The organism is Rhizobium lusitanum (genome assembly GCF_014189535.1).
Lineage (GTDB): Bacteria > Pseudomonadota > Alphaproteobacteria > Rhizobiales > Rhizobiaceae > Rhizobium > Rhizobium lusitanum_C.
The window spans coordinates 158,809-171,474 of the sequence record NZ_CP050307.1; the positions used below are offsets into that span (position 1 = coordinate 158,809).

At 58.5% G+C, this 12,666-nt stretch carries 10 protein-coding genes; 9 read left to right on the forward strand and 1 reads right to left on the reverse strand.

The window, feature by feature from the left end:
• Positions 1 to 243: 243 nt before the first annotated feature.
• The 9 genes from HB780_RS03730 to HB780_RS03775 all read left to right on the forward strand — a co-directional run bounded on the left by HB780_RS03730 (position 244) and on the right by HB780_RS03775 (position 11,572).
• Positions 244 to 480 (forward strand): hypothetical protein, encoded by a 237-nt coding sequence (locus HB780_RS03730; RefSeq protein WP_183689596.1) that lies wholly within the window; start codon positions 244 to 246, stop codon positions 478 to 480.
• Positions 481 to 1,902: 1,422 nt separating this feature from the next.
• A complete protein-coding gene (locus HB780_RS03735; RefSeq protein WP_183688721.1) occupies positions 1,903 to 2,367 on the forward strand; it encodes a DUF1801 domain-containing protein in 465 nt (154 codons plus the stop codon).
• 258 nt (positions 2,368 to 2,625) lie between these two features.
• Entirely contained in the window at positions 2,626 to 4,161 is a 1,536-nt protein-coding gene (locus tag HB780_RS03740; RefSeq protein WP_183688722.1) for a glycosyltransferase family 39 protein, read from the forward strand.
• 348 nt (positions 4,162 to 4,509) lie between these two features.
• Complete coding sequence (locus HB780_RS03745) at positions 4,510 to 5,421, forward strand: ABC transporter substrate-binding protein (protein ID WP_435693877.1); 912 nt, start codon at positions 4,510 to 4,512, stop codon at positions 5,419 to 5,421.
• Positions 5,418 to 6,224 (forward strand): ABC transporter permease, encoded by an 807-nt coding sequence (locus HB780_RS03750; RefSeq protein ID WP_183688724.1) that lies wholly within the window; start codon positions 5,418 to 5,420, stop codon positions 6,222 to 6,224. The genes HB780_RS03745 and HB780_RS03750 overlap by 4 nt, the downstream gene beginning before the upstream one ends.
• A 117-nt stretch (positions 6,225 to 6,341) precedes the next feature.
• Positions 6,342 to 7,181 carry an ABC transporter ATP-binding protein gene (locus tag HB780_RS03755; RefSeq protein WP_183688725.1) on the forward strand — a complete coding sequence of 280 codons (840 nt, stop codon included), beginning with the start codon at positions 6,342 to 6,344 and terminating at the stop codon, positions 7,179 to 7,181.
• A gap of 104 nt (positions 7,182 to 7,285) precedes the next feature.
• Entirely contained in the window at positions 7,286 to 9,103 is a 1,818-nt protein-coding gene (locus HB780_RS03760; RefSeq protein ID WP_183688726.1) for a sensor histidine kinase, read from the forward strand.
• Positions 9,100 to 10,452 carry a sigma-54-dependent transcriptional regulator gene (locus tag HB780_RS03765; protein WP_183688727.1) on the forward strand — a complete coding sequence of 451 codons (1,353 nt, stop codon included), beginning with the start codon at positions 9,100 to 9,102 and terminating at the stop codon, positions 10,450 to 10,452. Before HB780_RS03760 ends, HB780_RS03765 begins: the two co-directional genes overlap by 4 nt.
• Positions 10,453 to 10,642: 190 nt before the next feature.
• Complete coding sequence (locus tag HB780_RS03775) at positions 10,643 to 11,572, forward strand: dihydrodipicolinate synthase family protein (protein WP_183688728.1); 930 nt, start codon at positions 10,643 to 10,645, stop codon at positions 11,570 to 11,572.
• An 89-nt stretch (positions 11,573 to 11,661) separates the two neighbouring features.
• On the opposite strand, the gene HB780_RS03780 is transcribed toward HB780_RS03775, so the two are convergent.
• A complete protein-coding gene (locus HB780_RS03780; protein WP_183688729.1) occupies positions 11,662 to 12,555 on the reverse strand; it encodes an SDR family oxidoreductase in 894 nt (297 codons plus the stop codon).
• Between the last annotated feature and the right edge of the window lie 111 nt (positions 12,556 to 12,666).

Below are 12,666 nucleotides of genomic sequence, written 5' to 3' on the forward strand. Positions count from 1 at the left end.
CCTAACCGGCTCAGTTCTACGTGGAAACCAGCAAAGATCGTTCAGTGGCTGCTTCGAGGCGCGAAACAGTCGTGACGTGTGAAACGCGCGGGGCCAGCCCACTCGTCGGCTTGTGGCGCCACATCTCCTACCGCGAATTCAGCGTTTCACTCCATCGTCACTCATTGACGTGGACATGCTTCACCACAATAAGGTCAAGCCGAAAAATGTGGTAAGCGCCATCGAAACAACAACAGGAGTGTAATAGTGAGTGAACTGACCGTAGCAGATGCCACCAACCGCATTTATGAATCGCTCAAGGCGGACAATGCTGACATCGACTTGCATATCGCAAATCTCAAGGCAGCCTTGACGCGGGCGGGCTTGAAGGAAGCCGTATTCGACACGGCTAGGCTCGTGCATAACAATCGTTCTGGCAGAAAACTTATGCAGGCCTATTTTCGGCAGCGTGGCGTGACGGTGAAATTCGACGCCTCGTGACCCTCCCGTTACGTCCTTCGCCCGTGCTGCTCGAAATCTATCCGCCACGGCACGGGTATCCACTCATTGTTGAACGAAAATCCGTTCAATCGGGTTCGGACATTAAGAGAGCAGTTTGAAAATCTATTGCTCACCAAGTGAAACGAGGACCGAAAGAGCCATAGGAACCCGGTGCCGACCCGCTTGGATCTAGCTGATTATCTCGTTCAACCCTCTCAGACCATCGCCGACGCTCGGCCGCTTTTTCTTTGGCGTTGGCGGGATCTGTCGATTTGCTCGCGGTCACGGGACCAGATTGACCGCGAGTTCCGCCGATCGTCGAGCAGGAAACAAAGAACACGGCAGGGAAAATAATCAGCATGCCTAAGGCAACTACCCTCGTGAGCCCGTAGTAGATCGGCTGCATAGACATCCCTAATGCTCTCTTTGACCTTCTGTCATAAAGAGAGATGTTATTCGATTTCGCATCGAGTGGAAACTAGAGGCTATTCGGATTTGCGAGTGATGGACAGTAACCGGTGTTCCGGCCCCGTGTTAAAGTGAAGGACGCTTGTCCGAGGTAGGATGCCGCCCCCAAAACTTAACTCTGCCTACAATATACCGTTGCATTATCGTGCTGCTGAGTTCTAGTGTCCTGGCTGAGCGCAAGATATCTGCCTGCATCGCCGTCAGGCCACGGCACATTGGAATGCCGTTGCTGGCGTCGCCGCCTGATCCCGACATATCCGTCCAAAATCGGCTCGGCGAATTTAACCTGATATCACCCCGCCGAGACTTGTCCGGTGACGCCGAAGGGATCAAGCACATGGACCGACCCGAATGTCTGTCGGGCACGATAGGTGATCCTCGCCGATACGTGAGAAAGCCAGCCGGACCCGCTTCTAGACATGCGAGCAAACCAGAATAAATTATCGGAACACCTGTCTACCACCCTTGTCCGTCTCCTAGTAGTTGGCGCAGGCGCTGCTGTCGCCAACTGCTATTACAATCAGGCGTTCGTCGGCCATCTCGCGAACGATTTTGGGTTGGTGGCCGGCGCAGCAGCCATCGTGCCGGTACTAACCCAGGCCGGTAACGTACTCGGCGTATTGTTCCTTCCCCCGCTTGAGGATCGGCTGGAACGCAAATCCCTCATCCTCGATAGAGTTTGATAGGCACTGAACAGAAAATTATTTCTAATCAGTGGCTTATGTCGTAATTTATTGCCATTTTGGATGGCGGCGGATGGGCCTGAATCATTCCCACTCCATCGGTCGTGATGGCCGCTCAGCCCTCGTCCAATTGATGCTTGGCAAACCAAGATCTTCGGGAAAGGCCCACCGCCGAATCTCTCGTCGGCACAGGGGGGGATCTGGACAGGAGTTGATCCACTGCCTCTGCCGTGGTTCATTCGCCAAGCGTCTTGGCGAGGAGAGCGTAGCGATGAAGAAAGCGATAGCAGCCACGGAGAACGGTGACCCGAAGGAAGGCAATGGCGAAGGCTCTCCCTCTCATCTGATCGATGCGAGGATAGAGGAGCTGGGTGATTGGCGGGGCGATATGCTCGCCCGGATCCGGGTTCTCATCAAGCAGGCCGACCCTGAAGTGGTTGAAGAGTGGAAGTGGAGAGGTGTTCCGGTATGGTCGCATGACGGGATCATCTGCACCGGTGAGACCTATAAGAGTGTGGTGAAGATGACCTTTGCCAAGGGCGCTTCATTGGAGGATCCTTCAGGCCTCTTCAACGCCAGCCTCGAGGGCAATGCCAGACGCGCCATCGATTTTGAGGAGGGCGCTAGGATTGATGAAGGAGCGTTGAAGGCGCTTATTCGGGCTGCCGTGGCATTGAACATTTCGGTGCAAGCTGCCGCTCGTGTCCGTTCTCGAAAGAGTCCGAAGCGTATTTAACGAGCGTCGTGAGATGACAGCAATCCGTCACCCTCTATGCCCGATGGCGACATAGCGAGCAGCAATATACCTCTTCAGACAATGGGAATACGCGGTCGAAAGCCGAGGGCTGACGCGCATGCTTTCCGACCGCCCAGGCAGTTTTCCCGCTCTATAGCCTTTGCCTTCGTTACGGTGACACACTATACCGCTTACCTAAATAAGGCGTGGCTATATGCCGTCGTCACTCGCGAGATTTTTCCGTCAGAAGGAAAAACGATGAATAGTATTGATGGCGTCGAGCGTTCCGCCAAGTCGGGCCTGTTTTCCGATCTGCGATGGGTGCCATGGGCCCTTGCGGCCTATTTCCTCGTGCAGGCCATCGTTCGTATAGCATTGCCGAATTCGTTGCGTGTCGATGAGGCGCAGCAATACGTCGTCGCGCAATGGCTCGATTGGGGCTACGACGCGCAGCCGCCTCTCTACAACTGGATTCAGCAAGGCGTATTCGCCGTTTTCGGCACCACCTTGGCGTCGCTGGTCCTTTTGAAGAACCTCCTGCTCTTCCTTGTGTATTACACCTACTATCGGCTGGCCCGATTGCTGCTTGCCGATAAAGGATGGGCAGCTATCGCCACCCTGTCGTTGCTGACGATGCCGCAGATGTTCTGGCAGGCGCAGCGGGACCTGACCCATACGGTTGGAACACTGCTGGCAATCTGCCTGTTTCTGCATAGCGTCGTTTCGACGCTGCGAAAGCCCAGCTTCATATCCTACGCGTCGATGGGGTTGTGGGTCGGCGTAGGGATGCTGACGAAGTACAATTTCATCCTGATCGTCCTTGCCGCCTTTGTCGCCGTCATCAGGCATCCGGATGGGCTGAAGAGAGTTCTCGACAAGCGGCTCCTGCTGACGATCCTGCTGACGATCCTTGTCTTTCTGCCCCACGGCCTCTGGATGATCTCGCATATGGGCGCTGTTCTCGACCAGACCTCGCGGACCATGTCCGAACAGGGAGAGGGCGGCAAACTTTCCGACATCGGAAATGGGCTGAAGGAATTGTTCGGGACCGGTGTCGTTATCGTCTTGCCGACCGCTATCATCTTCCTCATCTTTTTCCGCAAGGCGTTCCTGCAGAGTTTTCGTGCAAGAAGCGAATGGTCGGATTTCGTGGGCACGATCTTCGCCGCGACGCTCGCCATACTGCTGTTGATGATCCTCGTGGTCACGCTGACCGTATTCCGGGATCGCTGGTTGCTGCCGTTCCTGTTCCTGACGCCGCTTTATTTCTGCCTGAAACTGGAGGCATCCGGTGTCGGATCCGCCCAGGTGATCCGCAAATTTCTGTATGTGCCGCTTACGATGATGGTGGCGCTGCCGCTCATCATCGCGGGAAGCGTGCTCGTTCCGAAGTTCTTCGGCTCCTATGAGCATCTGAACACGCCCTACACCCCGTTTCTCGAGCAGGTCGTGGCGGCAGAAGGACGAAAGCCGGCGGCGGTGGTTACAACGACATGGCAGAAAGCCGGAAATGTCCGCATCAACATGCCGGACACCCCCGTCATCTCGATTGCTTATCCCTTGTTCGACATCGATCACACCAGTATAGGCCATCAGCCTCTGCTGGTGGTCTGGAACGAGCGGGACGGCAAGCCGTCGACCATGCCCGTCTCGCTCACGGCGTGGCTGAAGGAGAAATACGGGGAGGCGCTGTCCAATCCGGAACAGCATGACATGGCCGTGCCTTACTATTATGGCCGCGAACCCGACCGCTATCATTTCGGCTATGCCTGGGTCTATCCAAACGGGAAATAGCCTGCATAGGGAATATCAGTCGGTGAATGCATGCTCTGAGCGAGCAATATCTTGCTCGACATAGACCTGAGCTGGCAATTTTTTGCCAGAAGCGCCGATCGCCAGGATAAGAGGCAATGCCAGAGCGATCCGATGTCGTCTTCCCAGTGAAGGTGAAAACATCATGATTTCAAGGTATTAATATCACGCGAGACACAAGGATCCTGTTTCCTGCCGCCGCGCAAGCATGGCGGTGGCAACTGGCACACCCCTTGCTCCCTATTTCTCGATCCGACTGTCGGATTGGTGTTTTGGGAGGAAAGCATGAGACATTTGAAGCGCCGGCTGCTGCTGGCGGCGGTTGCCATTATGACCGCAGTATCAGCCAACGCCGCCGACAAGGTCCGGCTCGGCAATCTTAAATTCGCCCACTACGGCGCGATCTCCTACATGAAGGAACTGGCTCCGAAGTACGATCTGGAAATCGATGAGCGGTTCTTCGCAAAGGGCATCGATATCCTGCCCGCAATCGTTGCCGGCGAGGTGGATATTGCCGCAAGTGCGGTCGACGCGGCGATTGCCGGCCGCGCCAAGGGCGTGCCGATCTATGCCGTTGCCGGTTTCGCGAAGGGTGGCGCCCGCATCGTGGCCGGCACAAAGTCCGGCATTACGTCGATCGCCGAGTTCAAGGGCAAGAAGGTCGGCGTTGCTCGCGGCGGCGCTCAGGAACTATTGCTCCTGGCCGAACTCGACAAGGCTGGCCTGACCTGGTCGGAAAAGCCCGGCAAGGATGTGCAGATCCTCTATATGGCCTTTGCCGACCTCAATCAGGCTCTCATGGCCGGCGATATCGACGGCATGAGCCAGTCCGAGCCACAGGCAAGCCAGGCGATCAACAAGACCTTCGGCGTCGAGATCCTCAAGCCCTACGACACGCCGATCGGCATGCCCGTTCGTTCGTTGGTCTTTTCTGAGGAGTTCTACAAGAAGGGCGATGTCGCCGAACGCACCATGAAGCTTTTCGTCGAGGCGACCAAGACCTTCATCGACAAGCCGGATCTGGCGGAGAAATACGTCATCAACGAGATGTTCAAGGGCCAGATCACGCCGCAGGACTTCAAGGACGCGATCGGAAACTCGCCCTACAGCTACGAGATCACGCCTGAACACGTCCAGATCACCACGGATCTGATGGTGAAATATGGTGTCGGCAAGCTCGTCAATCCGCCGAAAGCGACCGACTGGGTGAAGACGGATCTTCTGGAAGGCGCCCTGAAATGATGAAGCGGCTGTTGCAGAATCTGGCCGTTCCGGTCGTCCTTTTGAGCATATGGCAATTGATGTCGGTCTTCGGTCTGGTCAGGCCGGAGATCCTGCCGTCTCCCGTGGCGATTATGGAGCGTCTTTGGCTCTACCTGATCCCGGAGGAAACCTTCCAGGAGGCCGGCAGCTTCAGTGCCTGGATTATGTCGAGCGAGCTTCTGGGCGATCTGCTGGCGAGCCTCCAGCGCGTTGTTCTGGGCTTTGTTGTCGGGGCGGGTCTTGCACTTCCCCTCGGATTGCTGATGGGCACGGATCGCACGGTCGAGCGATATCTGAACCCGGTCATCCAGTTCCTGCGGCCGATCCCGCCGATCGCCTATATCCCGCTGGCGATCCTCTGGTTCGGTCTCGGCAATCCGCCGGCCATCTTCCTGATAGCCATCGGGGCCTTTTTCCCGGTGCTGATCAATACGATCAGCGGCGTTCGCAATGTCGACAGCATCTATATCCGGGCCGCCACCAATCTCGGCGCGGGCAGGCTGACCTTGTTCAGGCGCGTCATCCTGCCCGCCGCCACACCCTATATCCTCACGGGCATGCGGATCGGTATCGGCACGGCCTTCATCGTCGTCATCGTCGCCGAAATGATCGCGGTCAACAGCGGCCTTGGATACCGAATTCTGGAGGCTCGGGAATATATGTGGTCGGACAAGGTGATCGCCGGGATGATCGCGATCGGTCTGCTCGGCCTTGCCATCGATCTCGGCGTCAACAGGCTGAACAGCCACCTGTTGCGCTGGCATCGCGGGATCGAGTCCTAGCCGGAGCTATGAGCCGGTCAGTCTTCAATCTGCCGGTCCGCCTGTCCCAATGGATGGATGGGACGCGGGCCGGCCCGATGGCATTGATCCGTCAATGTCCACAATGGGAGGAATTTTATGTCGATCATTCCTGTAAACCTTGCCCCGCAGACAGCGATTGCTTCTGCGCCCCAGATTTTTGCGCGGGGCGTGAACAAGATCTTCGGCAAGGAGCCGGCCGCCGTTACGGCGCTGAAGGACATTGATCTTGAAATCAATGCCGGAGAATTCGTCTGCCTTCTCGGCCCTTCCGGCTGCGGAAAATCCACCCTGCTCAACGCCATCGCAGGCTTCTCCCTGCCGACCGCCGGGACGCTGGAAGTCTCCGGCAAAGCCGTCACGGCCCCCGGGCCGGATCGCGGCATGGTGTTTCAGGAATATGCCCTGTTTCCCTGGATGACGGTCGAGCGCAATATCGCCTTCGGGCTGGAAATACGCGGGTTGGCGAAGCAGCAGATCGCCGAGACCGTCACGCAGCTTCTGGATATGTTGGGGCTGAAGGAATTTCGGCAGCGTTTCCCCAAGGATCTCTCCGGCGGCATGCGGCAGCGCGTGGCGATTGCCCGTGTTCTGGCGCTCGATCCGCCGATCATGCTGATGGACGAGCCGTTCGGCGCGCTCGATGCGCTGACGCGGCGCTCGCTGCAGGATGAACTTCTGCGCATCTGGCAGGCAGTCGGCAAAACCATCGTGTTTGTCACCCACTCCATCGAGGAAGCCATCTATCTCGGCTCTCGCGTCGTCATTCTCACCTATCGGCCGGGCACGATCAAAAGGGATATCCGTATCGAACTGCCCTATCCAAGAGACACCAATTCCGTCGAATTCAACGAAATCAAGCGGGAGCTGGCGCAGATCGTCCATGCCGAGCAGGACCGCTTCGCATCGGATGAGCGCCAGGGCCTTACCCTGGACTGACTGGTCGAAAGGTCGCGCGATCAAAAGTGTTCAAGGATACTACTTTGCCGCGCGACCGATCCTGCTATGATCACGAGATTGGGGTATGGTTTGGGGGAGCACCATTGCGATGGAAATACCTGATACTCGCACTTGTGTTCATGATACTCGGTGTCGGCATACCGGGGCTTGTTCAGGACGCAACGCGGAAATACGGGCTGCGTGAGGCAGCCGCTCAGTCGCATGAGCGGCTGAGGCTCATCTCGGCCACCCTGTCGGCCCGCATCGAGCGGTTCCGCTATCTGCCGGATGTGGTGGCACGCTCCAGCGAGATCGAGGATCTGTTCCGTGCCGGCATGGCTGAGGACAAGCGGCCGGACATCAATCGCTTCCTGGCCCGCCTGTCGAATGCATCCGGTGCAGTGGCGCTCTATGTCACCGATACGAAGGGATTGACGATAGCCGCCAGCAACTATGACACGCCCGAAAGTTTCGTTGGCCATGACTACAGCTACCGACCGTATTTTCGCGACGCGATGGCCAATGGCAACGGCAGTTACTACGCCATCGGCACGACCACAGGGCAACCCGGCTATTTTCTCTCCGTTCCCATCAGGGTCGACGACAGGGTTGTCGGCGTCTCCATCGTCAAGATCGATCTCCTGCCCGTCGAGAAGCAGTGGCGGGATGCATCCGAGCATGTTGCCATGGCGGATAGCGAAGGCATCATCTTCCTGTCGTCGCAGCCGGATTGGCGATACACAGCCACATCACCGATTTCGCCCATGGCTTTGGCGCAACTGAAGCAGGAACGCCGCTATGGAGATGCGGCGCTCACGCCGAAGATCAAGGTTCAGCAGTCCTCCGGCTTCGATCTTGCGACAGTTGAAAACGACGACACATCGGAACAGCGCTTGCAGGTTACCGCACCGTTCGGTGAAAAGGGCTGGACGCTGATCTACTTCGCCGACTTGGCCGACATCAGGCGCCAGGAGGACATCGTCGCGATTGCCACGGCGCTGGCGGGCCTGCTGGTTCTGGCCGGCATTACCATCGCCATGCAAAGGCGACGCGGCCGGCAGGCGGCAAAGCGTGCCTTCGAGCAGCTCGAACACCGTGTTACCGAGCGCACCCAGCAATTGAAGCTGAGCCATGATCGACTGGAGCTAGAGATTGCCGAGCGTAAGGAAGCCGAGCGGCAACTGAGCGTTACGCGCAGCAATCTTTCGCAGGCGGAAAAGCTTGCGCTGATCGGACAGGCCTTTGCCGGGCTTGCGCATGAAATCAATCAGCCGCTGGCGGCGCTATCGACCTACATCGCCTCGACCCGGTTGCTGCTCCAGCGCAGGCAATATGATTCCATCGGGGAAAATATCGATACGATGAATGAGGTCGTCAGCCGCATCTCAGGCCTTACCGGGCAACTGAAGCGTCTGGCGCGCCGAAGCGATGATGATTTCGTCGATGTCGATCTTGGCGCGATCATAAGGCGCACTCTGAAACTGCTGAAGTTTCGCTTCTCCGACCTCGGCATCGACGTCGCGCACGAGATCGGCCCGGGCCTCAATGTCCAGGGGAGTGCGGCGCAGCTTGAGCAAGTGGTCCTCAATCTTCTCAGCAATGCGATCGATGCTGTCAGGAACCGGAAAGAGCCTTGCATCCGTATCAGCGGTGCCGCCGAAGGGGCATGCTGCGTCATTGCCGTCGACGACAACGGCCCGGGGATTGCCGCCGATACGGGCACGCAGTTGTTCGAGCCGTTCTACACGACCAAATTGCCCGGCGAGGGCCTCGGTCTTGGTCTGGCGACGGCCCATCGCATCGCAAACGATCATGGTGGCACATTGTCTTTCGATCAGTCGCCGCTTGGCGGGGCCAGATTCATTCTACGCCTCAGGCAGAACGGCAAGCGCGCATCGCGCCGGCAAGGGGAGGTCGCATGACGGATGCATTGCCGGTCGTATTGCTGATCGAGGATGATGCCGCGCTGCGGCGCTCGCTCGCCCAATGGCTATCGCTCAACGAACTCTCGGTGATCCAAGCGCCTGACGGCAATGAAGCACTCAAGTTTCTTCGCTCGGATAAAGTCGATGTCGTGATTTCGGACGTGCGGATGCCTGGCATGTCTGGTCTCGAGGTGCTTGCGATTATCAGGAAGAACTGGCCGGAACTGCCGGTGATCATCCTTAGCGGTCATGGCGATGTTCCCATGGCGGTCGCAGCCATTCAGGCCGGTGCGTTCAATTTTCTAACGAAACCCTATGTGCCGGAACAGTTGATCGGTACGCTCCAGAATGCGCTCGAACAGACCCGTCTGCGCCGGCGTGTCGTCTCCCTGGAAGAAAGCAACGCAACCCAGGCCAGGCTCGAGCGGCAATTGCTGGGTACCGATCAGGCGACCACCCGCCTGAAGTCCACCATCGAGCAGCTTGCTCCCTATCACGTCGACGTGCTGATCAAGGGTGAAACCGGTTCGGGCAAGGAGGTCGTGGCCAGGTTGCTGCACGAGTGCAGCCCGCGCCATGCCGGCCCCTTTGTGGCCATCAATTGCGCTGCCCTGCCGCTCGACATCGTTGAAAGCGAGCTGTTTGGTCACGAGACAGGGGCGTTTACCGGCGCTTCCGGCACGCGCATCGGCAAGTTCGAGTTCGCGAATGGCGGCACGATCTTCCTGGATGAGATCGAAAGCATGCCGCTCGCCATACAGGCGAAGCTCTTGCGCGTCCTACAGGAACGCAAGGTCACCCGCCTGGGCTCGAACCGGGAAATCCCGATCAACATACGCATCCTTTCCGCGACCAAGGAGCAGCTTCGCGATCTCGCCATGCGCGGGCGTTTCCGGGAGGATCTTTATTATCGCCTGGCGGCTGCGGATGTTGCAATTCCTCCGTTGCGGGATCGCGGTCACGATGCGCTCATGCTGTTCGAGCATTTCACGCTCTCGATGGCGACACGTCTGGAGCGGAGCGTACTGCCTTTGACGGGTGAGGAAACGCGCTTCCTTCTTGCCTATGCGTGGCCCGGCAATGTGCGGGAGCTCAAGCACCTGGCAGAGCGCCGTGCACTGGGGCTGGATTGGCGCCCCGACACGGATCAGCGGGACGATCTGACGGTGGAGAATTCCTCCCTGGCCGATCTTGTCGATCAGTTCGAGCTCAAGGTTATCGAACAGGCCTTGAATGATGCCGGCGGCAGGGCCAGCCTTGCCGCGGAACGGCTACAGCTTCCCCACAGAACGCTGAATGAGAAGCTGAAAAGACTGGGCATAAAGAACAGAGGCGACCGCTCGTGACGGCGAAGATGCCTGGCGCCGTGCATTTAGGTTTGTCCGGCCTACTCTCCGCATGTTTCCGGCATGGATCGTATGGCCGAACGTCTTGTCACGGAGCGCTGCGTCAGCAATATCCTCGAATATCTTGGCGGCCGCCCGCAGGCGATCGTCCTCCATGTCGTTAATCCACAAGCATTGGCAGGCTGACACTATGCTCAAGAAGATCGAAGGTATCGTTCCCGTCATGATCACGCCGTTCACCGAGAGCGGCAAAATCGATTATCCCGGTGTTGCACGGCTGGTGGAATGGTACATCGCCAATGGCTCCGACGCCCTGTTTGCCGTCTGCCAGTCCAGCGAGATGCAGTTTCTCAGCCTCGAGGAGCGTGTCGAACTCGCGGCTTTCGTCAAAACGGCGGCAGCCGGCCGTGTGCCGGTCATCGCGTCCGGCCATGTCAGCGAGAGCCTGGAAGACCAGCTTGCCGAGCTGAGCGCAATTGCCGCCACCGGCGTCGACGGTATGGTGCTCGTCACCAACCGTCTCGACGTCAAGCAGCAGGGCGGCGCGAAGTTCATCGATGATCTCAACTGGCTCCTCGAGCGCCTGCCGAAGAATCTGACGCTCGGTCTCTACGAGTGCCCGGCGCCTTATCGCCGTCTCTTGAGCGATGATGAATTGTTGTTCTGCGCCCGCAGCGGCCGGTTTGCCCTTCTGAAGGATGTGTCCTGCGATCTCGAAACGGTCAAGCGTCGCGTGGCACTGACCAAAGATACGCCGCTTGCCATCGTCAACGCCAATGCGGCGATCGCCTATGATGCCATGAAGGCAGGGTCGCGCGGCTTTACCGGTGTGTTCACCAACTTCCACCCGGATCTCTACAAGTGGATGCTGACGAAAAGCGCTTCCAATCCGGCGCTGGCGGATGAGCTCTCCGTCTATCTCGCTCTCTCCGCCATGGCTGAGCCGATGGGGTATCCGAAGCTTGCCAAGCTCTATCATCAGCGCCTCGGCACATTCTCCTGCACCGATAGCCGCGTGATCAACTTCGATATCCGGGAGCGGTTCTGGGCACTCGACGCGCTGATGGACAAGATCGTCGAGGGCACAGACCATTTCCGTCGTCGGATTGCAGCCGGCTAAAGACCTGAGTGATCTGCGGACTGAAGAGGCTCCTGGCGGACTATGGCCCGCCGGGAACCATTGTGCCTTTCGTTGCCGCGCTTCGCCGATCAGGCTTCGAAATAGGCCGCATGATCGATATCGGCGATAAGCCCGGGCTGCGTCGGCTCCCAGCCCAGCAGCCGGCGTGTTCGCGCGCTCGACGCCGGGACATCCATCCCAATGAAATGCCCGATCCAGCCGAAATGGTCTCGCGCTTCCTCAGCGGTCTTGCTGACGACGGGCACGTTCAGGCGGCGGCCGATCACGTCGGCGATGTCCTTGAACGGCACGCCTTCTTCGGCGATTGCATGATAGGGACCGTCCGTGGCACCGCGTTCAAGTGCGAGCCGATAGACACGGGCGGCATCGATCCGGTGCACGCCCGGCCAGCGGTTCAACCCTTCGCCAACATAGGCCGAAACGCCTTTTTCCCGGGCGGTGCGGATCAGGATCGGCACAAAACCATGATCGCCGTGACCGTGAACCGATGGTGGAAGACGCACAACCGCTGTGCGGAGCCCGAGCGACGCCAGAGCGGCGGCGGTTGCTTCCGAGGCGCGGGGATAGGAGTCGGATGGCTGAATAGCCGGATCGCTCTCGACCGCGGTGCGGCCTCCTGCCAACAATGCCATTCCCGAGGTGACGATCAATGGCCGGTCCGTTCCCTCAAGTGCTGCGCCAAGCGCTTCGATGGCGCTGCGGTCCAGCTCGCAATTTGCTGCGAATTTCGAAAAATCATGGTTGAAGGCGGTATGGATGACGCTGTCGGCGGCGGCAGCGCCACTGTGAAGGCTGTCGAGATCCTCGAGCGAACCATGATGGACCTCGGCCCCTGCAGCGGTCAGCGCCGCCGCTCCCGCATCCGAGCGCGTAAGGCCGAGTACCTTGTGCCCGGCGGCAAGCAACTCGTTGACGACAGCAAAGCCGACCCATCCGGTGGCGCCGGTGACAAAGACACGCATGATGATTTCTCCTGATTTTGGTCGATGACCGCGTTCGCAGCCATCACGGGCCAAGCTAGGAGATTGATGGAGAACGATCTATGCTATAGAGTTCGTATTATCTTCGCGATC

Bases quoted from the DNA above. Each gene is read 5' to 3' on its own strand.
- HB780_RS03735 (WP_183688721.1), top strand. From the start codon at position 1,903: ATGAAGAAAGCGATAGCAGCCACGGAGAACGGTGACCCGAAGGAAGGC.
- HB780_RS03740 (WP_183688722.1), top strand. From the start codon at position 2,626: ATGAATAGTATTGATGGCGTCGAGCGTTCCGCCAAGTCGGGCCTGTTT.
- HB780_RS03745 (WP_435693877.1), top strand. From the start codon at position 4,510: ATGACCGCAGTATCAGCCAACGCCGCCGACAAGGTCCGGCTCGGCAAT.
- HB780_RS03750 (WP_183688724.1), top strand. From the start codon at position 5,418: ATGATGAAGCGGCTGTTGCAGAATCTGGCCGTTCCGGTCGTCCTTTTG.
- HB780_RS03755 (WP_183688725.1), top strand. From the start codon at position 6,342: ATGTCGATCATTCCTGTAAACCTTGCCCCGCAGACAGCGATTGCTTCT.
- HB780_RS03765 (WP_183688727.1), top strand. From the start codon at position 9,100: ATGACGGATGCATTGCCGGTCGTATTGCTGATCGAGGATGATGCCGCG.
- HB780_RS03775 (WP_183688728.1), top strand. From the start codon at position 10,643: ATGCTCAAGAAGATCGAAGGTATCGTTCCCGTCATGATCACGCCGTTC.
- HB780_RS03780 (WP_183688729.1), bottom strand. From the start codon at position 12,555: ATGCGTGTCTTTGTCACCGGCGCCACCGGATGGGTCGGCTTTGCTGTC.